The organism is Streptomyces sennicomposti (assembly GCF_019890635.1).
GTDB classification, from domain to species: Bacteria; Actinomycetota; Actinomycetes; order Streptomycetales; family Streptomycetaceae; genus Streptomyces; species Streptomyces sennicomposti.
This window is the reverse complement of record NZ_JAIOAB010000004.1, coordinates 209,870-232,856: the sequence shown is the minus strand read 5'-3', so window position 1 is coordinate 232,856 and position 22,987 is coordinate 209,870. Positions and strand designations below refer to the sequence as shown.

The following is a 22,987-nucleotide window of genomic DNA, read 5'->3' as shown; positions in this document are numbered from 1 at the left end:
CCCAGGGAAGGTCCATGCTTCGAACACCGAGCGGCGGCACCGGTCACGGGGCCGCCGCAACGGACAGTGGGCTGATGAGCATCGGCACGGTGCTGAACGCGCTGCGCGACGAGTTCCCCGAGGTCACCATCTCCAAGATCCGTTTCCTGGAGGCGGAGGGGCTCGTCGAGCCGCGGCGCACCCCCTCGGGGTACCGGAAGTTCAGCGCGGACGACCTCGAGCGCCTGGCCAGGGTGCTGAGGATGCAGCGGGACCACTATCTGCCGCTGAAGGTCATCCGCGAGTACCTGGAGGCGGTGGAGCGCGGCGAGGCCGTCCAGCTGCCGGTGCTCGGCCGGCAGCGCGACGGCGAGGCGGCGTCGGCGTCCGTCGAGGAGCCGGAGCCCACGGCGGCCCGGATCGGGCGCGCCGAACTGCTCGCCGCGGCGGAGATCGAGGAGGCGGACCTCACGGAGTGGGAGTCGTACGGGCTGCTCACTCCACTGGAGGACGGGGTCTACGACGCCGAGGCGGTGACCGTGGCCTCCCTCGTCCGGGCGCTCGGCGAGTTCGGGATCGGGCCCCGGCACCTGCGGGTGATGAAGGCGGCGGCCGACCGGGAGGCCGGACTGGTCGACCAGGTGGTGGCCCCGCTCAGACGGCACCGCAATCCGCAGACCAGGGCGCACGCGGAGGCCCGCACCAAGGAGCTGGCGGCGCTCACGGTGAAGCTGCACTCGGCGTTGGTGCAGACCGCCCTCGGAGTACGGCTGCCCTGAGCGGCCCTGCCTGCGCGGCCGCCCGGCCCGAAGGCCTCGGCGCAGGCCCCGCGGCGGCCGGATCGCGCCGCCGCGAGGCCGGATCGGCCCGCTGTTTCGCCGCCCGGGCCCGGCCCGACTACCCAAACGTCCCGGGCACGGCCTAGGGTTGCTGTGTGAACGAGCTCGATGTCGTAGGTGTCCGGGTCGAAATGCCCTCCAACCAGCCGATCGTGCTCCTGCGCGAAGTGGGAGGCGACCGCTACCTCCCCATCTGGATCGGACCGGGGGAGGCGACGGCGATCGCCTTCGCCCAGCAGGGCATGGCTCCCGCGCGGCCGCTCACCCACGACCTGTTCAAGGACGTGCTGGAGGCCGTCGGCCAGGAGCTGACCGAAGTGCGCATCACGGACCTGCGTGAGGGCGTCTTCTACGCGGAGCTGGTCTTCGCCAGCGGAGTCGAGGTGAGCGCCCGTCCGTCCGACGCCATAGCGCTGGCGCTGCGCACCGGCACGCCGATCTACGGCAGTGACACGGTGCTGGACGACGCGGGGATCGCGATCCCGGACGAGCAGGAGGACGAGGTGGAGAAGTTCCGCGAGTTCCTCGACCAGATCTCGCCGGAGGACTTCGGCAGCAGCAGCCAGTGACACGCCGGTGCACGCCGTCGGCCGCCGAGGGTCGCCCCGCGGCCTCCCGCGAGGGCATTCGGCTAGCCTTTCCCCGCGGTGGGGCACGGGAAACCACTCTTAGGGTGATTATCACTCGGCGTGCCGAGTGTGGCGATCGTTGACGCACCCCTGGTGACTGCCTACCGTCGAGGAGGCAGGTCAAGGACGGAGGTCGGCGTGAGAAGCAGCGGCGACGGTACGGCTGGGGAAGTCCCCGGGCGCGGTGTCGGCGGAGGCGTTCCGTACCCTTCCCCAAGCTCTCGGCTCCGCTCCAGCAGCGGATTCCCCCACCACGCCGGCACGGCCGACCACGCCCAGCAGTGGCCAGCGCCCGTGCCCAGCAGCAAAGGGGCGGCGTCCATGGTGTCCGAGGAGATCGGCTACCGGGGGCCGACGGCCTGCGCAGCCGCCGGCATCACCTATCGGCAACTGGATTACTGGGCGCGCACCGGCCTGGTCGAGCCGAGCGTCCGGCCCGCGCACGGCTCCGGCACGCAGCGGCTGTACAGCTTCCGCGACGTCGTGGTGCTGAAGATCGTCAAGCGGTTCCTGGACACCGGTGTGTCCCTGCAGAACATCCGTACCGCGGTGCAGCACCTGCGCGAGCGCGGCTTTCGCGACCTGGAGCGCATGACGCTGATGAGCGACGGCGCCACGGTGTACGAGTGCACCTCGCCGGACGAGGTGCACGAGCTGCTGCAAGGCGGCCAGGGCATCTTCGGCATCGCCGTGGGCGTGGTGTGGCGGGACGTGGAGAGCGCCCTGTCCCAGCTGCACGGGGAGCGCGTCGACACCGGCGAGACCCTGGTCGGCCACAACCCCGCCGACGAGCTGGCCCGGCGGCGCAACCGGGCCGTCTGACCGCGCGCTCCGGCGCTCGTCCCGGCCGGCCGGAGCGCGGCCCGTCCCCGCGCGGACGGCGATTCGCCTCCGTGTGAGCGGTGCCCCGCTTCCGTGCGGCGGCGCCGAGCCCGCACCTGTCACCGCAACGCCCCCGTGCCGACGCCCGGCGCGGGGGCGTTGTCAGTGGTGTGGTGCAGCATCGTAGATGTGAGAACCGCGCCCACGATCCTGCACCTCGACATGGACGCCTTCTTCGCCGCCGCGGAGCAGGCGTCCAAGCCGAGCCTGCGCGGGAAGGCGGTGGTCGTGGGCGGCCTCGGGCCGCGCGGGGTGGTCGCCACCGCGTCGTACGAGGCGCGGGTCTTCGGCGTCCACTCGGCGATGCCGATGGCGCAGGCCCGCCGGCTGGCGCCCAACGCCGCCTACCTGGTGCCGCGCTTCGCCTTCTACCGGTCCATCAGCGAGCAGGTGATGGGTCTGCTGCGGTCCCTGTCGCCCCTGGTGGAGCCGCTCAGCCTGGACGAGGCGTTCGTGGACCTGGAGGCCGGGGGAGCGGCCCGGGACGCGGACTCGGCCCGGGTGGTGGGGGCCAGGCTGCGCGCCGACATCCTGGCCGTGACCGGTCTGACCGGCTCGGTGGGGCTGGCCGCCTCCAAGATGCTCGCGAAGATCGCCTCCGAGCAGGCCAAGCCCGACGGGCTGGTGCTCATCGAGCCCGGCACCGAGCGGGCCCTGCTCGAACCCATGCCGGTCAGGACGCTGCCGGGCGTGGGTCCGGCGACGGGCGACCATCTGCGGCGGGCCGGCATCCACACCGTCGGCGAACTGGCCGAGGCCGGCGAGGACGAGCTGGTCCGGCTGCTGGGCAAGGCGCACGGGCACGCGCTGTACGCGATGGCGCTGGCCCACGACGAGCGGCCCGTCGTCGCCGAGCGCGAGACCAAGTCGGTGTCGGTCGAGGACACCTACGACGTGGACATCCACGACCGGCTCCGGGTGGGTCTCGAGGTGCAGCGGCTCGCCGACCGGTGCGTGCGGCGACTGCGCGCCTCCGCACTGTCCGGACGGACCATCGTGCTGAAGGTGCGGCGCTACGACTTCTCCACGCTGACCCGCTCCGAGACGCTGCGCGGCCCCACCGACGACCCGGCGGTGGTGCGCGAGGCGGCGGCCCGGCTGCTGGACTCCGTGGACACCACGGGCGGGGTCCGGCTGCTGGGCGTGGGCGTGACCGGGCTGGCCGACTACACCCAGGAGGACCTGTTCGCGCAGGCCGCGGGCGCCCGCGCGGAGGGCCCTCTGGAGGAGCCGGCGGACGAACCCGCCGAGGAGCGGCCGGCCCCGGCCGAACGGCACTGGCCCTCGGGCCACGACGTACGGCACGCCGAGTACGGGCACGGCTGGGTGCAGGGCAGCGGCCTGGGCCGGGTCACGGTGCGCTTCGAGACGCCCCTGTCGGGACCGGGCCGGGTGCGGACGTTCCGCGTCGACGACCCGCACCTCGAACCGGCCGATCCGCTGCCGCTGGTGCGGCGAAGACCGGACGGGGCCGAGGAGGAGACGTGCGCGGCGAGCGGCGCCGAGCCGGTGCTGTGACGGCTCGGCCCTCGGCGTGGCTGCTGTGGCGGCGGTGACCTCCTGGTCGGCTCGGTGCTGGCCGGCTCGGTACGGGCCGGGTGTGGGCCGCCGGACCGCCTGCCTCGGGGTGACGGGTGAGTCGGCTGTGCCGGGGCAGGCGGTCGGTGGCGGCTGCGTGGCGGACGGGAACGGGAGCGGGCCGCGCCGGGCGGGGGAGGGTGAGTCGGCGGTGCCTGGCGTCGCCCGCACCGGTGCCGCCCGGTACGGGTGGGGGACTGGGCTGCTGCGGGTCTTTCCGGCCCCGCAGGCGGGCGGATACGGGGGCTGTCAGGCGTCCTCCGTGCCCGACCCCGCGAGTCTGCCGAAGTCGTGGTCGGGGAGCGCGGGAGCGGGGGCCACGTCCAGGCCGTAGTGGTGGTAGAGCTGCAGTTCCTGCTCGGGGGAGAGATGGCGGCCGACGCCGAAATCGGGCGCGTCCTTGATCAGCGCCCGGTCGAAGGGGACGCGCAGGGCGCCGTCCACCAGCTCGCTGGGCTCCAGGGGGACGAAGGCGTCCCGGGAGAACAGGCCGGTGCGTATGGCCGCCCACTCGGGCACACCGGTGGCGTCGTCGAGGTACACCTCGTCCACCGTGCCGATCTTCTCGCCGTTGCGGTCGAACGCCTTGCGGCCGATCAGGTTGCGCGGATCGATCTCGGTCTGCACGGTCCCTCCACATGGTCGCAACTCATCCGTAAGCACTACAAAAGAGCACATTCGCCAGTGCGGCCACTCGAAGGCCTGTGCGGCCCGTCCGCTGGTAGGCTGGCGATGGCTGCTGACCCCGTGCGGGAGAGTCCTCCAGCGACATCGGAGGCGCCGAAGGAGCAAATCCTCCCCGGAATCTCTCAGGCCCACGTACCGCACGGACGAGGTCACTCTGGAAAGCAGAGCGGGTGTCGACGGCGCCCGCTCTCACCGACGGTGAAAACCGGGCGCCCGCGAGCGGCCCCGGTGAAGCTCTCAGGTTGAGATGACAGAGGGGGAGGCCGTCGGGGCACCCGTGCCGTGGTGTCCCTCGAAGGTCGCGTCAGACCAGGAGGCCTCCGCAATGACCGCCCAGCGCATCCCGCTCTCCGAACTCGAACAGGGCATCCCCTTCGAGCAGCGTCACATCGGCCCCGACCACGAGGCCCAGGCCAAGATGCTCGCGCAGGTCGGCTACGGCTCGCTCGACGAGCTGACCGCCGCCGCCGTACCCGATGTGATCAAGAACGCCGACGCGCTCGACCTGCCGGGCGCCCGCACCGAGGCCGAGGTCCTGGCCGAGCTGCGCTCGCTCGCCGACCGCAACCAGGTCCTCGGCTCCATGATCGGGCTCGGCTACTACGGGACGTTCACCCCGCCGGTCATCCTGCGCAACGTCATGGAGAACCCGGCCTGGTACACGGCGTACACGCCCTACCAGCCGGAGATCTCGCAGGGCCGCCTGGAGGCGCTGCTGAACTTCCAGACCGTCGTCGCCGACCTCACCGGGCTGCCCACCTCCGGCGCCTCCCTGCTCGACGAGGGCACCGCCGCCGCCGAGGCGATGGCCCTGTCCCGGCGCATGGGCAAGAACAAGAAGGGCCTCTTCCTGGTCGACGCGGACGCGCTGCCGCAGACCATCGCCGTCATCCAGACCCGCGCCGAGCCGACCGGCGTCGAGGTCGTCGTCGCCGACCTGAGCCAGGGCATCCCCGCCGAGATCGCCGAGCGCGAGATCAACGGCGTGCTCCTGCAGTACCCGGGCGCCTCCGGCGCCGTCCGCGACCTCAAGCCGGTGATCGACCAGGCGCACGGCCTCGGCGCCCTCGTCACCGTCGCCGCCGACCTGCTCGCCCTCACGCTGCTGAAGTCGCCCGGCGAACTGGGCGCGGACATCGCCGTCGGCACCACCCAGCGCTTCGGCGTCCCGATGGGCTTCGGCGGACCGCACGCCGGCTACATGGCGGTGCGCGAGAAGTTCGCCCGCAGCCTGCCCGGCCGCCTGGTCGGCGTCTCCGTCGACGCCGACGGCAACAAGGCCTACCGCCTCGCCCTGCAGACCCGCGAGCAGCACATCCGCCGCGAGAAGGCCACCAGCAACATCTGCACCGCGCAGGTGCTGCTCGCCGTCATGGCCGGCATGTACGCCGTCTACCACGGCCCCGACGGCCTCAAGGCCATCGCCGAGCGCACCCACCGCTACGCCTCCGTCCTCGCCGAGGGCCTCAGGGCCGGCGGCGCCGAGGTCGTCCACGGCGCGTTCTTCGACACGCTGACCGTCAAGGTCGCCGGCCGGGCCGCCGAGGTCGTCGCCGCCGCCCGCGAGGCCGGCGTCAACCTGCGCCTCGTCGACGCCGACCACGTCTCGATCGCCTGCGACGAGACCACCACCCGCGCCCATCTGCGCACCGTCTGGTCCGCCTTCGGCGTCTCCGGCGACATCGACGCCCTGGACAACACCGCCGCTCAGGCGCTGCCCGAGAACCTGCTGCGCACCGACGGCTACCTCGCCCACCCGGTCTTCCACCAGCACCGCTCCGAGACCGCCATGCTGCGCTACCTGCGCAGGCTGGCCGACCGCGACTACGCGCTCGACCGCGGCATGATCCCGCTCGGCTCGTGCACCATGAAGCTCAACGCCACCACGGAGATGGAACCGGTCACCTGGCCCGAGTTCGGCCAGCTGCACCCCTTCGCGCCCGCCGAGCAGGCGCAGGGCTTCCTCACCCTGATCCACGAGCTGGAGGACCGGCTCGCCGAGGTCACCGGCTACGACAAGGTCTCCCTGCAGCCCAACGCCGGCTCCCAGGGCGAGCTGGCCGGTCTGCTCGCCGTGCGCGGCTACCACCGCGCCAACGGCGACGAGCAGCGCACCGTCTGCCTCATCCCGTCCTCCGCGCACGGCACCAACGCCGCCAGCGCCGTGATGGCCGGCATGAAGGTCGTCGTCGTCAAGACCGCCGAGGACGGCGAAATCGACGTCGAGGACCTGCGGGCCAAGATCGAGCAGCACCGCGACCAGCTCGCCGTGCTGATGATCACCTACCCGTCCACGCACGGTGTGTTCGAGGAGCACGTCGCCGACATCTGCGCCCAGGTCCACGACGCCGGCGGCCAGGTCTACGTCGACGGCGCCAACCTCAACGCCCTGGTCGGCGTCGCCAAGCCCGGCCACTTCGGCGGCGACGTCTCCCACCTGAACCTGCACAAGACCTTCTGCATCCCGCACGGCGGCGGCGGCCCCGGCGTCGGCCCGGTCGCCGTCCGCTCGCACCTCGCGCCGTACCTGCCCAACCACCCGCTCCAGCCGGAGGCCGGTCCCGAGACCGGTGTCGGACCGATCTCCGCCGCGCCCTGGGGCTCGGCCGGCATCCTGCCGATCTCCTGGGCCTACGTGCGGCTGATGGGCGGCGAGGGCCTCAAGCGCGCCACGCAGGTCGCCGTGCTGAGCGCCAACTACATCGCCAAGCGCCTGGAGCCGCACTACCCGGTGCTCTACACCGGCCCCGGCGGTCTGGTCGCGCACGAGTGCATCATCGACCTGCGCCCGCTGACCAAGGCGACCGGCGTCAGCGTCGACGACGTCGCCAAGCGGCTGATCGACTACGGCTTCCACGCGCCGACGATGTCCTTCCCGGTGGCCGGCACGCTGATGATCGAGCCGACCGAGTCCGAGGACCTGGCCGAGCTGGACCGCTTCTGCGACACGATGATCGCGATCCGCGCCGAGATCGAGAAGGTCGGCTCGGGCGAGTGGGCCGCGGACGACAACCCGCTGCGCGGCGCCCCGCACACCGCCGCCGCGCTCGGCGGCGAGTGGGACCACGCCTACAGCCGCGAGGAGGCCGTCTTCCCGGCCGGGGTCTCGGCCGCCGACAAGTACTGGCCGCCGGTGCGCCGCATCGACCAGGCGTTCGGCGACCGGAACCTGGTCTGCTCCTGCCCGCCGCTGGACGCGTACGAGGACTGAGCCCGTAGCACACGAGGCCCCGCCCGGCACTGTCCGCCGGGCGGGGCCTCGGCGCGTGCGGGTGCGGGGCCGGGCCGGGTCTGGGCGTGTGCGGGCAGCGGCCCGGTGTCCGCGGGCGGGCACGTCCAGGACGCGCGGGGTGGGCGGCCGCGAGCCGGGCACAGTGGCCGGGCGGCCGGGCGGCCGGGCGGCCGGGCGGCCGGGCAGTCGGGCAGTCGGGCAGCCGGGTAGCGGGGCAGTCGGGGCAGTCGGGGCAGTCGGGGCAGTCGGGCGCGGATGCGGGGCGTTGCCCGAGCGTGCGGGTGTGGGGCGCCGGTCTGCCGTCCCTGTCGGCGATGCCTCCGGGCGACCATGCGCAGAGCGCGCCGGACGGCAGCCGCGGGCCGGTCGCACGCGCCGACGGGCGCCCGCGGAGGCGGGCAGACAGGCCGGGAGCCAGGGTCTCCGGCCGGGCGCCCGGAGACAGGCGACCCGGTCGGGTGCCCTCGGCGTGGGGCTTGGGCTGGGTGCTTGTGGCCGGGCTCGGGCCGGGTGGATCTGGGGCTGGGGTGCGGGGTGCTCGTGGGCCGGGTGTAGTGGCCGGGGTGGCTGGGGGCAGCGGACCGGTCAGGCGGCCTCGGCGTGGGGCTTGGGCCGGGTGCTTGTGGCCGGGCTCGGGCCGGGTGGATCTGGGGCTGGGGTGCGGGGTGCTCGTGGGCCGGGCGTAGTGGCCGGGGCGGCTGGAGACAGTGGACCGGCCGGGTGCCCTCGGCGTGGGGTTCGGGCTGCGTGCTCGTGGTGGGGCTCGGGCCGGGTGGGCCTGGGGCTGGGGCATGGGTGTTCGTGGGCCGGGTGTAGTGGCCGGGGTGGCTGGAGGCAGCGGGCCGGCCGGGCGCCCCGGCGTGGGGCTCGGGCCGGGTGTCCCTCGCCGGGGTCAGGCCGGGTAGGCGTGGGTCTGGGTCGCCTTGACCGTGGCCCATACCTCCGCGCCCGGGTGCAGGTCGAGTTCGGCGGCGGCGACCGTGGTCAGGTCGGCGGCCAGGGCCAGCTCGCCGGTGAGGTCCGCGCGGATCTGGTCACCGTGCGTCTCCAGACCGGCCACCTCGCAGCGCCACAGGTTGCGCGCGCTGGAGCCGGCCGGGCGGTCCCGGTAGAGGGTGACCGCGCTTGGCGGGAACGCCACGAAGGCCGGCCCGGACAGCTCCTCGGTGGTGGCCACGGCGGGTCCCGCCTCCAGCCGCACCCGGTGCCCCTCGGCCTGCCCCCGGTACAGGTTCAGGCCGACCAGCTGGGCGATGTAGTCCGTGCGGGGCCGCCGGGCGATGTCGGCCGGGGCGCCCTCCTGCACCACGCGGCCGTGCTCGACGACCACCAGCCGGTCGGCCAGCACCATCGCGTCCAGCGGATCATGCGTGACCAGGACGGCGACGGCCTCGAACTCGGCGAGATGGCGGCGCAGTTGCGCGCGAACCTCCAGCCGGGTGCGGGCGTCCAGGGCGGCCAGCGGCTCGTCCAGGAGCAGCAGCCGGGGCCGGGTGGCCAGGGCGCGGGCCAGGGCCACCCGCTGCGCCTGGCCGCCGGAGAGCCGGCGGGGCTTGGCGCCGGCGTGGTCGGCCAGGCCCATGCGGGCCAGCCACTCGGCGGCCTGCGCGCGGGCCTCGGCCTTCGTGGCGCCCTGGCAGCGCGGCCCGAACGCGACGTTGTCCAGGGCGGACAGGTGCGGGAAGAGCAGATAGTCCTGGAAGACGACGCCGACCGGGCGCGCCTCAGGCGGGGTGCGGTCCAGTTCGGCGCCGTCCAGGCGCAGATGGCCGCCGGTGAGCGGGGAGAGACCGGCGAGCGCGCGCAGGGCCGTGGTCTTGCCGGCGCCGTTGGGGCCGAGCAGCGCGACCACCTCGCCGGGGCGGGCGGTCAGCGCCACGTCGAGCCGGAAGGCGCCGCGGGCGACGACGAGCCGGGCGTCCAGCCCGTCACCGGGCACGTCCTCGGCGCGGACACCGGTCGGGGTCTCGTCGATGTGGGTCATGAGGTGATCATCCAGGGGATCGTCCGGGGTGCGCGGCCGCCGCCGGTCACGAGGAGGCCGTCATCCAACGGTCCCGCAGACCGGCCAGGACCGCGATCGACACCGCCAGCAGCACCAGGCTCAGGGCGATCGCCGCCGCCGGGTCGTCCTGGAGCGCCAGGTAGACCGCGAGCGGCATGGTCTGGGTGCGGCCGGGGAAGTTGCCGGCGAAGGTGATCGTCGCGCCGAACTCGCCGAGCGCCCGCGCCCACGCGAGCACGGCGCCCGCCGCGATCCCGGGCGCGATCAGCGGCAGGGTGACCCGGCGGAACGCGGTGAAGCGGGACGCGCCCAAGGTGGTGGCCGCCTCCTCGTAGCGCGGGTCGGCGGCGCGCAGCGTGCCCTCGACGCTGATGACGAGGAACGGCATGGCCACGAACGCCTCCGCGACCACCACACCGGCCGTGGTGAACGGCAGGGTGATGCCGAACCAGGAGTCCAGCCACTGCCCGACCACGCCGTTGCGCCCGAGCGCCAGCAGCAGCGCCACACCGCCGACCACCGGCGGCAGCACCAGCGGCAGCGTCACCAGGGCCCGTACGACACCGCGGCCGGGGAAGTCGGTGCGGGCCAGCAGCCAGGCCAGCGGGACGCCCAGCACCAGGCTCACGGCGGTGGCCGCGGTGGCGCTGACCAGGGACAGCTGGAGTGCCTGCCACACCGCGGTGCTGGTCAGCTGGTCGGGCAGATCGCGCCAGGGGGCGCGGATCAGCAGGGCGAGCAGCGGCAGCAGCAGGAACGCCAGACCCACCAGGGCGGGCACCAGCAGGGGCAGCGGCACGCCCGGCACGGCACGGCGGCGCCGTGACCCGCGCTGCGGGGTCACGGCGCCGGCCTCGTCGGCCCGGGCCACGGTTTTCACGGCTTGAGGAACCCGGCCTGGTTCAGGACCTTCTGGCCCTCGGCGGACTGCACCAGCGCGATGAACGCCTTCGCCGCCTCGGCGTTGTGGGCGTCCTTGAGCAGGGCGATGGGATAGTCGTTGACGGCCTTGGCCGACTCGGGGAACTCCACGCCCTCCACCTTGTCACCCGCGGCGTGCACGTCGGTCTTGTAGACGACGGCCGCGTCGGCCTCCTTCAGCTCCACCTTGGTCAGGGCGCTCTTGACGTCCTGCTCGTAGGAGACGGGGGTCAGCTTGAGGCCGCTCGCGTCCAGGGCCTTCTGGGCGGCGGCGCCGCAGGGCACCGTCTTGTCGCACAGGACGACCTTCAGACCGGACTTGGTGAGGTCCTTGAGCGAGGAGATCTTGTCCGGGTTGCCGGGCAGGGTGGCGATCTCCAGCTGGTTGCGGACGAACGTGGCGGGCGTGCCGGCCGCGTCGCCCTTGTCCGTGACGATCTTCATCGTCTTGGTGCTGGCGGCGGCGAACACGTCGGCGGGCGCGCCGCTGGTGATGCTGGCGGCGAGGGTGTCGCTGCCGCCGAAGTTGAAGGACACCTTGGTGCCCGGGTGCTGTTGCTCGAACTCCTTGCCCAGCGTCGTGAAGCTCTCCTTGAGGGAGGCCGCAGCGAAGACGGTCACCGTGCCGGACAGCTTCGAGGCGCCCGAGGCGCCGGCGGACGGCGAGGAGGAGCCGTCGGAGGAGTCGTCGGAGGAGGAGCAGGCGCTGAGGGCCAGCAGTGCCGCGGCTCCCGCACCGGCCACCTGCAGGGTCCGGGTCCGGCGCACTGAACGGGTCATCACGGATGTACTCCTCTGGTCGTGCACGAGAAAGGCTGTCGTGCCCTAGGGGCACGGCCGTGCGGGGCCGTGCGGCGATGATACTGCCGCAGATGCGAGGGGTAAGTCACCTGTCGCTTCGCATGAGCTGCTGTTCTGTGACGTCAGGGTCGCATGTGCGTTTATACGGCGCTCCCTGCGGGGACGGACCTCCCGGAGGTGGTGGCCGTGCCGCTCGCGGAGCTCGTGCTGACCGGTGACCTCGCCCGGCCCGCGCGCCTGACCGTGCCCGATCTGCTGAGCTGGCCGCAGCACCGGGCGGGGGTCAGCTTCGAGTGCGCCACCAGCGGGGTGCGCCGCCACCGCTTCGCCGGTCCGCGGCTGTACGACGTGCTGGCCGACGCCCGGCCCGCCTTCGACGCGGCACGGCGCAAGGACCGGCTGCGCTTCCTGATCGCGGTCGCGGGCGCCGACGGGCACCGCACGCTGCTCTCCTGGGCGGAGATCGACCCGGACTTCGCCGCCGCCCCGGTCCTCCTGGCCGTGGCCATGGACGGCGCCCCGCTCGACGGGGCCGGCCCCCAGCTGGTCCTGCCGCAGGACCGCTGCGGGGCGCGGTACGTCAGCGGCATCAGGGCGATCCGCGTGGACGGGGGGTACGGGGTGGCCGCGGCGGCCTGAGGCGCGTACGGGCGCGACGGCCTGCGGCCCTCCGTGACGGGCCTCGCCCCCCGGGACGGGCCTCGCCCCGTCCCGCGCCGAGCTATGCGATCGCCGGGCGGCTATGCGATCGCCGGGCGACTACGCGACCGCCGGGCGGGCTACGCCCGGTCGATGTGTACGTTTGTCGACTTCACGCGGGCGGTGGCCTCCATGCCGACCTCCAGCCCGAGTTCCTCGACGGCCTCCCGCGTCAGCAGGGAGACCAGGCGGTGCGGACCGGACTGGATCTCCACCTGCGCGGCCACGTCGCCGAGCTTGATGGCGGTCACGATCCCGGGGAAGGCGTTGCGGACCGACGTGTAGGAGGGGTCCTCCTCGCTGCCGGAGGCGGCCAGCTCCACGGAGAACGCGGCGAGGTCCCGGCCGTCGACGAGCCGCCGTCCGCTCTCGTCGCGGTGGGTGGCCACCCGGCCCGCGTCCGCCCACCGGCGCGCCGTGTCGGGGCTGACGCCGAGCAGGCGGGCGGCCTGGCCGATCGTGTAGGACTGCATGCCGGTCACGATAGGGCCATCACCGTACGGCCTCGACGCAGGGTCCGGGCGGGCGCGCCGCGGCGGCTCAGCCGGTGTGCACCCGGGGCCGCGTAGCGCGGTCCGGCTCCGCCTCGCGCAGCACCTCGCGGGTGACCGGGGCGACCTCGCCCTGGCCGAAGAGGAAGAAGCGCAGGAAGTTGCGGAACGGGTTGCCCTCGGTCCACTCGAAGTAGATGTGCGGGATGCGGCCCGTGGTCCTGCGGACCTCCAGCAGCAGCGCGGCCAGCGCGTTCGGCACCGAGGACGACTCCAGGGAGAGCACGCGGTAGCGGTCGTGCAGCACCTCGCCGCGCACCTTCAGATCGGCCTCGAACTCCGAGGGGTCGGTGACCGTCACCTCGACGAAGACGAAGTCCTCCGTGTCGGGGATCTCGTTGTCGGCGCGGATCTGCTCGATCTTGTCGTGGTACTCGGCCGTGTCGCGGCGGCCGGGCTTGTTGGCGATGAAGCGGATACGGCGGCTGGCGATGTCGCGGACGAATCGCTCGGCCATCGCATCCATCGTCACGCTGGTCACCCGCAGTTCGAAGGCGCGGGCCAGGCGGGACAGCAGGGACACCACGATGATGCCGACGATGAAGCAGGCGCCGATCTTCACGCCGTCCGGACGCTCGACGACGTTGGCGACGGTCGTGTAGAGGAACACCGCGGAGATCACCGCGAACGCGACGGTCCAGTGCCGCTGCCCGGCCTTGCGGGCGGCGATGGTCACCGCGATCGCGGCGGAACTGATCAGCACCAGCACGCCCGTGGCGTACGCGCCGCCCTGCTTGTCGACGTCGGCGTCGAAGATCCAGGTGACCAGGAAGCCGATCAGGGTGAAGACGAGCACCATCGGCCGCACCGCTCCGGCCCAGTGCGGGGCCATGCCGTAGCGGGGCAGGTAGCGCGGCATCAGGTTGAGCAGCCCGGCCATCGCGGAGGCGCCCGCGAACCACAGGATGGCGATGGTGGAGACGTCGTAGACCGTGCCGAAGGCGTTCCCGAGGTAGTCGTGCGCGAGATACGCCAGCGCCCGGCCGTTCGCCTTCCCGCCGGGCTGGAACTCGTGTTCCGGGATCAGCAGGGTGGTGATGAGGCTGGTGGCGATCAGGAAGCAGCTCATGATCAGCGCGGCCGTGGTGAGCAGCTTCTTGGTGTCCCGGATCCGGCCGGCCGGCCGTTCCTCGGTGTCGCCCGGGTCGCCCTGCACATGGGGCATGACGGCGACGCCGGTCTCGAAGCCGGACAGACCCAGGGCGAGCTTCGGGAAGACCAGCAGGGCCACGCCGACCATGGCGAAGACATTGCCGTGCTGGGCGGTCAGGGCGCCGGTCCAGTCGGTCACCAGGTGCCCGGCGGTGGCGACGTGCCACAGGCCGGTGATCACCACCACCACGTTCAGCGCGAGGTAGACGCCGACCAGTACGACCGCGACGCCGATCGCCTCCAGGAACCCCTTGAGGAACACCGCGCCGAGCAGCGCCAGCAGGATCAGGGTGATCAGCATCTGGTGGTCGTGCAGCGCGCTCGTCAGATGGGGGTTCTCCACCAGGTGGGTGGAGGCGTCGGCGGCCGACAGGGTGATGGTGATCAGGAAGTCGGTGGCGGCGAAGCCGAGCAGGGTCAGGACGAACAGCTTGCCCTGCCAGAACGACAGCAGGCGCTCCAGCATCGCGATGGAGCCCTGGCCGTGCGGGCTCTCCTCGGCGACCCTGCGGTAGACAGGCAGCGCGCCGGCGAGGGTGACGAGGACCAGGACGAGGGTGGCGACGGGCGACAGCAGGCCGGCCGCGAGGGCGGCGATGCCCGGCTGGTAGCCGAGGGTGGAGAAGTAGTCGACGCCGGTCAGGCACATCACCCGCCACCAGCGCTGGCCCTGGTGCGGCGGCTCCGGTGCGGCGTGCGGCGCCTGCTGCACGCCCTTGCCCATGTCGGACAGGCCCTCCAGCATCCATGCGCGCAGGCGACTGGGAGGGTGATCGGTGGTGGCCATGGGCCCTGCTCCTGAAGTACGGCTCGGTGGGATCGGGCCTTCGTGCGAACGGGGCACCAGCGTAAGCAGAGAGTGACGCCCGGACCCACGGTTACCGGGCCGAGCGGACGTCAATCTTCCGTTAAGAGTCGCCGCGGACCCTTCGTCCAGCATGGCCGCGTCCCTGCCGCCCCGCACCCGCGCGGCCGTCCTTCCGCGCGACCCGTCCGCCGGCCGCCTGCGGCTCTCGGTCATCGGGCTTCGGTCATCAGGCGAGTGCGGAGAGTGGGCGGCCGCGGACATGCGTCGGGGCCGGTTCGCACGGTGTGTGCGGGCCGGCCCCTCGTTGGTTCCGGGACGGTGCGCCGGGGCGGACCGTCCCGTCGTGCTCAGGCCGCGGTCACCACGCGGTCGGCGCCCAGCGGTCGGTGCGGGGCGATGACGCGGCCGTCCGGCAGGAGCTCACCGGTGTCCTCGAAGAGCAGGACGCCGTTGCACAGCAGGCTCCAGCCCTGCTCCGGGTGGTGCGCCACGAGACGGGCGGATTCCCGGTCGGCGGAGTCGGCTGACGGGCACGGTGGCTGGTGCTGGCACATGGGTGGGATCTCTCGCTCTGCTGTGTGGTCCGGGATGGTCGTCGCGTCCGTCCCGCGGCTGCTGGCATTCTGCATGGCCGCCCCCCGTTTGATAAGTCGGACTGGAACCAGTGTTGCCCCGCGGACGTGATTCCGCAGGCATTTCGCGGCACCGCTTCTCAAAGGTTCAAGACGCGTCACCCGCGCGAGCGGTTCACCTCAACTGCACTGTCACTTCGGGTGGTTCGAGGTGACCGAAGGTGACTAGTCCGGTCGGGGCGGCGGGCGGTCCGGCCGGGTTCGCCCGGTTATTCGACCCCTGTTCGGCTCAGAGGAGTGAATTACGGCTCGCATGAGCGAATTTCCTCGATCATCGCCGATCGTCATTGCCGATCACTTCCGGCGACCGCTATTCCTGATCGGCGATGACGACGTGCCCCGCCGCCGGCAATTCCGGCGACGGGGCACGGGGTGTCTGTCGAGGTGTCGAGGTCAGGCGGGCGACCCCAGGAGCCGTACCGGGGCCGCCCGGTGGGTCAGGACCGGCAGCAGATCCGCGACCCGGTGCGGCACGTGGGCCGGTATGCCGGGCGGGGCCGGCGCCAGCGGGACCAGCAGATCGGTGGCGGCCGGGTGCCCGCCGGTGCCGTCGCCGCCGATGTCGCCGTGCAGCCACAGCGTCAGCATGTACAGGCTGGGCACCGACAGCAGGCGCGGCTGATAGGGCTGGCTCATGGTCTCCGCCTGGCGCAGCGCGCGCTCGGTGGAGGTGACGTAGGGCCCCTCGAAGAAGTGCGAGAAGGCCCATCCGTCCGGAGTCAGCATGGTCTCGGCCGCGGCCACCGCGTGCTCGCCGCTGCGGATCAGGAAGCGCCACCCGGCCAGCCGGGTCGCGGCCGCCCCGTCGTCGCCGATGTGGTCCAGGACGTGCACGGGCAGCGGCAGTTCGGGGGTCGCGGGGCCCTGGGCGGCGCGCAGGGCGGGGGTGGGGGCCTCACGGAGCGCGGTGGGGGAATCGAGCGCCGTGAGGACGGAGCGCAGTGCGGCGGCGGGAGCCGGGGGGATGTGCAGCGGCATGGTGGGTCGCCTCTCATTCGACAGGCACGGTGGCGCGAGGGCGGGGCGTGGGGCGGACGGCGCTGTCAGCTCTCGGGCAGGAGGGGGCGGAGCCGGTCCGGGTGGACGAGTGAGGGATGCGGAGCGTGGCATGCCGCATTCGGCCCTGACCGCAGGGTCCGGGGCGGCGGGAGCCTACCTTCTGCCGTGGTGCAGAGTTTATACGACAAATGTTCAGGTGGTGTTTCGGCTAGCTGTTTTCCACGTGAACAGCAAGTCTCTATTCGGCCGGAGATTCGCGGTAATCATCCCGATTTCCCGACGGCCGCACCGCGGTGACCTCGGGCCGCGCCCGCACGGCGGACGGCCGGATGCCGTCGGCGTTTTTCACGAGGGCCTCTGGGTACCCGAAACTGCTGGGCGCCCCATGCCCCGTGAATGTGCCTCTGGTCATACGGATCCAGAGTAGTCGGTGCCCGGCGGCCGTGGGACGTTATCGATCGCGATGGCGGGGCATCATCCCACCTGACCGGGACCCGGCGGCCCGATCTCCGGCCCGCCCGAGCAAGGAGGGACGCTGCATGGGCGAGAAGGTCGTGGCAGGCCAGTTCGACCTGTCCGATCGCAACCGCTACCGCGACAAGCTCCGGCGGTGTCTGACGGGACTGGAGCGACTGCTGCAGGAGAAGCGGTTCGACCGGCCGAAGAATCTGATGGGGCTGGAGATCGAATTGAATCTCGTGGGCCCCGACGGGCTGCCCCGAATGCTCAATGCGCAAGTACTGGAACGCATCGCCAGCCGTGACTTCCAGACCGAACTCGCGATGTTCAACCTGGAAGTCAACATCGCCCCGCACCGGCTCGGCGGCCGGGTATTCGACCGGCTGGCCGAGGAGCTGAGGACGTCACTGGCATATGCCGACCGAAAAGCGGGAGAGGTGGACGCGGGAATTGCGATGATCGGCATTCTGCCGACCCTCGGCCGGGACGACCTGGTCTCGTCCAACCTCTCCGACGTCGACCGCTACACCCTGCTCAACGACCAGATCGTCGCGGCCCGCGGCGAGGACTTCGCGCTCGACATCGACGGGGTGGAGCACCTCGTGTGCACGTCGAAGTCGATCGTGCCCGAGGCCGCCTGCACCTCCGTGCAGCTGCACCTCCAGGTCACCCCCGACCGGTTCGCGGACGTGTGGAACGCCGCTCAGGCGGCCAGCGCCGCGCAGATAGCCGTCGGCGCCAACTCGCCCTTCCTGTTCGGGCGCGAGCTGTGGCGCGAGTCGCGGCCCCCGCTCTTCCAGCAGTCCACCGACACCCGCCCGCCGGAGCTGCAGGCGCAGGGCGTCAGGCCGCGCACCTGGTTCGGCGAGCGCTGGGTGTCCTCGGCGTACGACCTCTTCGAGGAGAACCTGCGCTACTTCCCGGCGCTGCTGCCGATCTGCGACGAGGAGGACCCCCTCGACGTGCTCGCCGAGGGCGGCGTCCCGAAACTCGCCGAGCTGGTCCTGCACAACGGCACGATCTACCGCTGGAACCGCCCGGTCTACGACATCGCCGACGGCGTCCCCCATCTGCGGGTCGAGAACCGGGTGCTGCCCGCCGGGCCGACCGTCACCGACGTGGTCGCCAACGCCGTCTTCTACTACGGCCTCGTCCGCGCCCTCGCCGAGGAACCGCGGCCCGTGTGGACCCGGCTGCCCTTCGAGGCGGCGGCGGCCAACTTCGAGGCCGCCTGCCGGCACGGCATCGACGCCCGCTTCACCTGGCCCCGGCGCGGCCGCCACTCCGGTACGGCCGAGGTCGACGCCGTGACCCTCGTCCGCGACGAGCTGCTGCCGCTGGCCGAGGCGGGCCTGACCGCCTGGGGAGTGGAGCGGGCCGACCGCGACCTGTACCTCGGCGTGATCGAGGAGCGGTGCCGCCGCCGCACCAACGGCGCGCAGTGGCAGGCCGCGACCTTCCACCGCGCCCTGGAGAAGGGCATGGACCGGGAGGCCGCCCTCGCCGCGACGACCCGCCGCTACTGCGAGCTGATGCAGCTCGGCGAGCCGGTGCACACCTGGCCGGCGGGGTTGCCGGCGCCGGTGCCGCTCGGCTGAGGACGGCTTGTGCGCTCGGGGGCTGGTTCCGCCCCCCCGGGAGGGCGTTTGCGCCGGCGGGGCTCCGGGCGCGGTCCCGCTCCCGGAGCCGCTTCGGGGTCCGGAGCCGCTTCGGCTTCCGGGGAACGCTTCCGCTCGCGGGGGCTGCTTGCGCTTCCGGGGCGCTTGCGGAGTTCACGCTCGCTTCCGAGGGCCGTTGCTCCCGGCGGGCGCTTCCCCTCCGGGGGCGCTTCGGCTTCCGGGCCGCTTTCGCTCGCGGGGCCGCTTCGGCCTTCGGGTCGGCTTCCGCTTGCGGAGTCGTGTTCGATCCGGTCTCTGCCCGCTGATTCTGCGGCCGGAGGCGGGTACGGCGTGCCGCCGGGCGGTCCCGTCCGTTCGTATGCCGTATGCCGTGTGCCGTCCGTCCGGCTGCCGTCCGTCCGAGCCCGCTGCCTGTGGTCCCGCTGTGCGTCCGGGGTGACCCGGGAATGCGCCGTACGGGCGCACCCCGGGGTCGGCCGTGCTCGCGCCGGGCTGATCGGGCAAGCTGTGACCTCCGACGACGGTGGTACGGGAGGCCGGTGTGCAGGCGGAGACGGAGGCGGGGCCCGGGGGCGGCGCCCTGCCGCGCGAGGAACTGTCGCGGAGGGTCCTGCGCGACGAGACACTGCTCGTCCTGGCGCTCTCGCTCGGGGCGAGCGGAGTGTCCGCCCTGATCAGCTTCATCGGATCGGTCACCAAACCCGGCGGGCTCAAGGACCAGGCGGCCACCCTCAACGCGTCCGCCGCGCCGGGCCGCCCCTGGCTCGACCTCGCCTGGCAGCTCTTCGGGATCGCCACCGCCCTCGTGCCCGTCGCCCTGGTCGCGCACCTCCTGCTGCGCGAGGGGCAGAGCCTGCGCGTGCTCGGCTTCGACCGCACCCGCCCCCGGCCCGACCTCGGCCGCGGGGCCGCGATCGCGGCGGTGATCGGCAGCGCCGGGATCGCCTTCTACCTCGCCGCCCGCGGCCTCGGCTTCAACCTCACGGTGGTGCCGGAGGCGCTGCCGCCGGTGTGGTGGAAGTACCCGGTGCTGATCCTGTCCGCGGTGCAGAACGCGGTCCTGGAAGAGGTGATCGTCGTCGGCTACCTGCTGCGCCGGCTGGACCGGCTCGGCTGGTCCGCGGGCACGGCGCTGGTGGCCAGTTCCGTACTGCGCGGCTCGTACCACCTCTACCAGGGCGTCGGCGGTTTCCTCGGGAACATGGTGATGGGCGTGGTCTTCGTCTGGCTGTACCGGCGGTGGGGCCGGGTCGGCCCCTTGGTGGTCGCCCATTCGCTGCTCGACATCGGGGCGTTCGTGGGCTACGCCCTGCTGGCCGGCAAGGTGGGCTGGCTGCCGACGGCGTGACGAGCGGGCCGTCAGGCGTGCGGCTCGCCGACGATGCCCGTCAGGCGTGCAGTTCGCCGTCGATGACGGTGACCGCGCGGCCGGTGAGCAGGGTGCGCTCGCCGCGCAGGCCGGTGCGGACCAGACCGGAGCGCGGGGAGGCCTGGAGACCGGTGAGGTCGGGGCGGCCCAGGCGCTCGGACCAGTACGGGGCGAGCGCGGTGTGGGCGCTGCCGGTGACCGGGTCCTCGTCGATGCCCACGTTCGGGAAGAAGCAGCGCGAGACGAAGTCGTAGCCGCGGGCCGGGTCCTCGGCGCGGGCGGTGGCGATGAGGCCCCGCGTCGAGTAGGCGGCCAGCGCCTTGTGATCGGGCGTCAGACCGCGCACGGTCTTCTCGTCGGCCAGCTCCACCACCAGGTCGCCGACGCTCGGGCCGGTGTCGAAGGCGGTGAGCGGCTCGGCGCCCAGGGCCTCGGCGACCCCGTCGGGCACCTCGACCGCGGTGAGCGGGGCGGTCGGGAAGTCCAGGGTGATCGAGCCGTCGTCGGCGGGCGTGGCGATGAGCACGCCGCTGCGGGTGGCGAAGCGCACCGGGCCGGTGTGCGTGCCGGTGGTGTGCAGGATGTGGGCGGTGGCGAGGGTGGCGTGCCCGCACATCGCCACCTCGGTGGCGGGCGTGAACCAGCGCAGCGCCCAGTCGGCCTCCGCGCTCCCGGGCAGCCGGTGGGCGAAGGCCGTCTCGGCGTGGTTCACCTCCAGCGCCACGTTCTGGAGCCAGTCGTCCTCGGGGAAGGCGTCGAGGAGCAGCACCCCGGCGGGATTGCCGGCGAAGGGACGGTCGGTGAAGGCGTCGACGATTCGAATCCGCATGCCCTGACGGTAGGGGGCGTGCGGAGCGCGGTTCCAAGGCCAATCGCGGGTCGGCGGCCTGGAAAGCGCCGTGGCCGTCGCGACGGGAAACTCGGCTGTCGGCGGGGAACGCGCCCGCTACGGTGAGCCGATGCCGTCGATCAGGAAGTTCCAGGTCACCTTCGACTGCGCGGACCCCGAACGCGTCGCCCGGTTCTGGTGCGAGGTGCTGGGGTACGTCGCGCCGCCGCCGCCCGAGGGCTTCGCCTCGTGGGACGCGTACCGGCGCTCGCTGCCGGCCGAGCGGCGGGGGGAGTGGTTCGCCTGCTCGGACCCCTCCGGGGTGGGCCCGCGGATGTACTTCCAGCGCGTTCCCGAGGGCAAGGTCGTCAAGAACCGGGTCCATCTCGACGTACGGGTCGCCACCGGGCTGGTGGGGGAGGAGCGGGTCGCCGCGCTCGAGGCGGAGTGCGCGCGACTCGTCGCGCTCGGCGCGGCGAGGGTGCGGCTGCTGCCGGCCGACGAGGAGAACGAGTCGTGCCTGGTGATGCGGGACGTCGAGGGCAACGAGTTCTGCCTCGACTGAGGACAGGGTGAGGGCGAGGGTTCATCAGGGTCCAGCGGGCCGCCGATCGTGAGACCGGCGGCCCGCTGATCTGTTTTCCGGCCCGGTTGCCGCGGGGACCGGCCTACGGCGCAGGTCGGAGGGGGGTTGTCGTAAGCGTTATTCCGATATATCGTTGAAGCATCGCGACAGATCAACGATGGAATGGAGTGGTTGCGATGCGTTCCCACGGACATGAACACGGACACCAGCACGGCGGGCACCGGGGCGGCTTCGGTCCTCTCGGCGGCTTCGACGGACGGCGCGCGGCCTTCGGGCCCTTCGGACCGGGCGGCCCCGGTTTCGGCCCCGGCGGCCCGGGAGGGCGCGGCGGCGGACCGGGCTTCGGCCCCGGCGGCCCCGGATTCGGCCCGGGATTCCCGGGCCCCTGGGGCGGGCGAGGGCGTGGCGGACCGCGCGGCCGGGCGCGGCGCGGCGACGTACGGGCGTCGATCCTGGCGCTCCTCAAGGACCGCCCCATGCACGGCTACGAGATGATCCAGGAGATCGCCGAGCGCAGCGGCGGCGCGTGGAAGCCCAGCCCCGGCTCGGTCTACCCCACCCTCCAACTGCTGGAGGACGAGGGGCTGATCGCCAGTGAGAGCGAGGGCGGCAAGAAGCTGTTCGCGCTCACCGAGGCGGGCCGCGCCGCCGCCGACGAGGGGCCGGACGCCCCCTGGGAGGAGGCCTCGCGGGGAGTCGACTGGGAGGCCCTCGGCGAGATCCGCCAGGCCGGCTTCGGTCTGATGGAGGCCTTCGGCCAGGTCTGGAAGACCGGCACCAAGGAGCAGCGCGACAAGGCGCTCGCCGTCATCAACGAGGCCCGCAAGAAGCTGTACCTGATCCTCGCCGACGAGGACTGATCCGCTCCGCCGACGCGGACGGCAGACGCAGGGCGCCCCGTGGAACCTTCCCCGGGGCGCCCTGCGCGTGTCCGGGCGGAACGGTCTGATGTCCTCCGTGAGGAGGAGATTCGGCCCGGCCGGGTCCACTCCTCGTGGGAGGCGCGAATGGTTCCCGCCGGGGATGACCGGAGCCCGAGCGACTGATGGGGTGGAAGACGTGCACGACCGTATCCCCGGGCAGTCGGCCCACGACCAGGACGACCGCCTTCCGGACGACACCGCAGGACTCAGCGACGAGCTGGCGGCGGTGCTCGCCGCCGCGCGGCGGCGGGCGGTCCGGGACGGGGACCGGCAGACCGACACCGCCCATCTGCTGCACACCCTCCTGGAGTCCGACCCCGAGGTGCGCGCCGCCGTCGGCGGCGGCCCGCGGATCGCCCGGCTGCTCGGCTACCTCGTCCAGCGCAGCATCGGCTACGGCCTGCGCTGGCAGTCCACCGTGGAGGACTCCGGCGCTCTGCCCGTGGTGACGAGGACGGACGCGGCGACGAAGACGGACGCGGCGACGAGGACGGACGCGGTAACGAACGCGGACGCGACGGTCTCGGCGCGCGCTGCGGCGGCCGGTGCGGCCGCCCCCGACCGCCGCTCGCCCCTGGCCTCGGCCGCGCTGGAGCACGCCCGGGAGCGGGCCGCCCGGCGCGGCGGCGGACCGGCCCGGGGAGTCGACCTGCTCGCCGGGCTCCTCCTCGACCCGGAGTCCCGCGCCGTCGAGGTGCTCGCCCGCGCCGGGATCGACGCCCGCGAGGCGGCCGCACGGCTCGACAACGATGCCGAAGACCTTCCCGCCGGGCACGCGGAGGACGCCCGGACCGCCTGCTGAGGCACC

Annotated in this window: 20 protein-coding genes and 1 riboswitch; of the genes, 11 read left to right on the top strand and 9 right to left on the bottom strand. The window is 73.0% G+C overall.

All coding sequences use genetic code 11. From position 1 onward, the window contains the following. The first annotated feature begins 14 nt into the window (after positions 1–14). The 4 genes from ftsR (at position 15) to K7787_RS04325 (ending at position 3,847) form a co-directional block, all read left to right on the top strand. Positions 15–758, top strand: coding sequence for a transcriptional regulator FtsR (ftsR, locus tag K7787_RS04340; RefSeq protein ID WP_223000542.1), 744 nt, complete (start codon positions 15–17; stop codon positions 756–758). A gap of 155 nt (positions 759–913) precedes the next feature. Continuing rightward, positions 914–1,387 (top strand): bifunctional nuclease family protein, encoded by a 474-nt coding sequence (locus K7787_RS04335; protein WP_003988851.1) that lies wholly within the window; start codon positions 914–916, stop codon positions 1,385–1,387. Positions 1,388–1,585: 198 nt separating this feature from the next. Continuing rightward, the gene (locus K7787_RS04330; protein ID WP_078624839.1) at positions 1,586–2,269 is read left to right on the top strand and encodes a MerR family transcriptional regulator; all 684 of its coding nucleotides are present in this window, start codon (positions 1,586–1,588) and stop codon (positions 2,267–2,269) included. 189 nt (positions 2,270–2,458) lie between these two features. Continuing rightward, positions 2,459–3,847 carry a DNA polymerase IV gene (locus tag K7787_RS04325; RefSeq protein WP_223000541.1) on the top strand — a complete coding sequence of 463 codons (1,389 nt, stop codon included), beginning with the start codon at positions 2,459–2,461 and terminating at the stop codon, positions 3,845–3,847. Between the two features lie 309 nt (positions 3,848–4,156). On the opposite strand, the gene K7787_RS04320 is transcribed toward K7787_RS04325, so the two are convergent. Continuing rightward, positions 4,157–4,534, bottom strand: a complete 378-nt coding sequence (locus tag K7787_RS04320; protein WP_019981412.1) for a PRC-barrel domain-containing protein — start codon at positions 4,532–4,534, stop codon at positions 4,157–4,159. Between the two features lie 113 nt (positions 4,535–4,647). Then, positions 4,648–4,742, top strand: a riboswitch (glycine riboswitch). 177 nt (positions 4,743–4,919) lie between these two features. Between K7787_RS04320 and gcvP the strand changes: the two genes are divergently transcribed. Next, entirely contained in the window at positions 4,920–7,805 is a 2,886-nt protein-coding gene (gene gcvP, locus K7787_RS04315; protein WP_223000540.1) for an aminomethyl-transferring glycine dehydrogenase, read from the top strand. 913 nt (positions 7,806–8,718) lie between these two features. Here gcvP and K7787_RS04310 read toward each other — a convergent pair. From K7787_RS04310 to modA, 3 genes are read right to left on the bottom strand one after another with little or no spacing between them, the layout of a single operon-like run. Then, positions 8,719–9,810 (bottom strand): ABC transporter ATP-binding protein, encoded by a 1,092-nt coding sequence (locus K7787_RS04310; protein WP_223000539.1) that lies wholly within the window; start codon positions 9,808–9,810, stop codon positions 8,719–8,721. A gap of 46 nt (positions 9,811–9,856) precedes the next feature. Then, positions 9,857–10,711, bottom strand: a complete 855-nt coding sequence (gene modB, locus K7787_RS04305) for a molybdate ABC transporter permease subunit (RefSeq protein WP_009187505.1) — start codon at positions 10,709–10,711, stop codon at positions 9,857–9,859. Beyond that, positions 10,708–11,532, bottom strand: a complete 825-nt coding sequence (modA, locus tag K7787_RS04300) for a molybdate ABC transporter substrate-binding protein (RefSeq protein ID WP_027757964.1) — start codon at positions 11,530–11,532, stop codon at positions 10,708–10,710. The genes modB and modA overlap by 4 nt, the downstream gene beginning before the upstream one ends. A 153-nt stretch (positions 11,533–11,685) precedes the next feature. Between modA and K7787_RS04295 the strand changes: the two genes are divergently transcribed. Then, complete coding sequence (locus K7787_RS04295) at positions 11,686–12,192, top strand: molybdopterin-dependent oxidoreductase (RefSeq protein WP_009187503.1); 507 nt, start codon at positions 11,686–11,688, stop codon at positions 12,190–12,192. A gap of 140 nt (positions 12,193–12,332) precedes the next feature. Here the strand turns inward: K7787_RS04295 and K7787_RS04290 are convergent, their stop codons facing one another. From K7787_RS04290 to K7787_RS04275, 4 genes are all read right to left on the bottom strand, one after another. Continuing rightward, positions 12,333–12,725: a TOBE domain-containing protein gene (locus K7787_RS04290; RefSeq protein ID WP_027757965.1), complete on the bottom strand. Its 393-nt coding sequence runs from the start codon at positions 12,723–12,725 to the stop codon at positions 12,333–12,335. Between the two features lie 67 nt (positions 12,726–12,792). Continuing rightward, complete coding sequence (locus K7787_RS04285; RefSeq protein WP_164389757.1) at positions 12,793–14,742, bottom strand: APC family permease; 1,950 nt, start codon at positions 14,740–14,742, stop codon at positions 12,793–12,795. Positions 14,743–15,110: 368 nt separating this feature from the next. Next, on the bottom strand, positions 15,111–15,317 hold the full coding sequence (locus tag K7787_RS04280) for a DUF5999 family protein (RefSeq protein ID WP_009187500.1): 207 nt from the start codon (positions 15,315–15,317) through the stop codon (positions 15,111–15,113). 471 nt (positions 15,318–15,788) lie between these two features. Further along, positions 15,789–16,373 carry a hypothetical protein gene (locus K7787_RS04275; RefSeq protein ID WP_043260568.1) on the bottom strand — a complete coding sequence of 195 codons (585 nt, stop codon included), beginning with the start codon at positions 16,371–16,373 and terminating at the stop codon, positions 15,789–15,791. 560 nt (positions 16,374–16,933) lie between these two features. Here K7787_RS04275 and K7787_RS04270 point away from each other — a divergent pair. Together K7787_RS04270 and K7787_RS04265 are read left to right on the top strand one after the other, a co-directional pair. Next, positions 16,934–18,451 carry a glutamate-cysteine ligase family protein gene (locus tag K7787_RS04270; protein ID WP_169435902.1) on the top strand — a complete coding sequence of 506 codons (1,518 nt, stop codon included), beginning with the start codon at positions 16,934–16,936 and terminating at the stop codon, positions 18,449–18,451. Positions 18,452–19,013: 562 nt separating this feature from the next. After that, positions 19,014–19,820, top strand: coding sequence for a CPBP family intramembrane glutamic endopeptidase (locus K7787_RS04265; protein ID WP_223000538.1), 807 nt, complete (start codon positions 19,014–19,016; stop codon positions 19,818–19,820). A gap of 40 nt (positions 19,821–19,860) precedes the next feature. On the opposite strand, the gene K7787_RS04260 is transcribed toward K7787_RS04265, so the two are convergent. After that, a complete protein-coding gene (locus tag K7787_RS04260) occupies positions 19,861–20,670 on the bottom strand; it encodes a PhzF family phenazine biosynthesis protein (RefSeq protein ID WP_223000537.1) in 810 nt (269 codons plus the stop codon). Between the two features lie 130 nt (positions 20,671–20,800). Here K7787_RS04260 and K7787_RS04255 point away from each other — a divergent pair, with 130 nt between their 5' ends. The 3 genes from K7787_RS04255 (at position 20,801) to K7787_RS04245 (ending at position 22,981) form a co-directional block, all read left to right on the top strand. Continuing rightward, positions 20,801–21,235, top strand: coding sequence for a VOC family protein (locus tag K7787_RS04255; protein ID WP_223000536.1), 435 nt, complete (start codon positions 20,801–20,803; stop codon positions 21,233–21,235). 197 nt (positions 21,236–21,432) lie between these two features. Beyond that, positions 21,433–22,116 carry a PadR family transcriptional regulator gene (locus tag K7787_RS04250; RefSeq protein ID WP_169435906.1) on the top strand — a complete coding sequence of 228 codons (684 nt, stop codon included), beginning with the start codon at positions 21,433–21,435 and terminating at the stop codon, positions 22,114–22,116. Positions 22,117–22,315: 199 nt separating this feature from the next. Further along, a complete protein-coding gene (locus tag K7787_RS04245; protein ID WP_223000535.1) occupies positions 22,316–22,981 on the top strand; it encodes a Clp protease N-terminal domain-containing protein in 666 nt (221 codons plus the stop codon). The last annotated feature ends 6 nt before the right edge of the window (positions 22,982–22,987 follow it).

What these genes read in the sequence shown, in the direction of transcription:
- ftsR (WP_223000542.1), top strand. Translation starts at nt 15, where the DNA reads ATGCTTCGAACACCGAGCGGCGGCACCGGTCACGGGGCCGCCGCAACG.
- gcvP (WP_223000540.1), top strand. Translation starts at nt 4,920, where the DNA reads ATGACCGCCCAGCGCATCCCGCTCTCCGAACTCGAACAGGGCATCCCC.
- K7787_RS04310 (WP_223000539.1), bottom strand. Translation starts at nt 9,810, where the DNA reads ATGACCCACATCGACGAGACCCCGACCGGTGTCCGCGCCGAGGACGTG.
- modA (WP_027757964.1), bottom strand. Translation starts at nt 11,532, where the DNA reads ATGACCCGTTCAGTGCGCCGGACCCGGACCCTGCAGGTGGCCGGTGCG.
- K7787_RS04295 (WP_009187503.1), top strand. Translation starts at nt 11,686, where the DNA reads ATGTGCGTTTATACGGCGCTCCCTGCGGGGACGGACCTCCCGGAGGTG.
- K7787_RS04290 (WP_027757965.1), bottom strand. Translation starts at nt 12,725, where the DNA reads ATGCAGTCCTACACGATCGGCCAGGCCGCCCGCCTGCTCGGCGTCAGC.
- K7787_RS04285 (WP_164389757.1), bottom strand. Translation starts at nt 14,742, where the DNA reads ATGGCCACCACCGATCACCCTCCCAGTCGCCTGCGCGCATGGATGCTG.
- K7787_RS04280 (WP_009187500.1), bottom strand. Translation starts at nt 15,317, where the DNA reads ATGTGCCAGCACCAGCCACCGTGCCCGTCAGCCGACTCCGCCGACCGG.
- K7787_RS04275 (WP_043260568.1), bottom strand. Translation starts at nt 16,373, where the DNA reads ATGCCGCTGCACATCCCCCCGGCTCCCGCCGCCGCACTGCGCTCCGTC.
- K7787_RS04270 (WP_169435902.1), top strand. Translation starts at nt 16,934, where the DNA reads ATGGGCGAGAAGGTCGTGGCAGGCCAGTTCGACCTGTCCGATCGCAAC.
- K7787_RS04260 (WP_223000537.1), bottom strand. Translation starts at nt 20,670, where the DNA reads ATGCGGATTCGAATCGTCGACGCCTTCACCGACCGTCCCTTCGCCGGC.
- K7787_RS04255 (WP_223000536.1), top strand. Translation starts at nt 20,801, where the DNA reads ATGCCGTCGATCAGGAAGTTCCAGGTCACCTTCGACTGCGCGGACCCC.
- K7787_RS04250 (WP_169435906.1), top strand. Translation starts at nt 21,433, where the DNA reads ATGCGTTCCCACGGACATGAACACGGACACCAGCACGGCGGGCACCGG.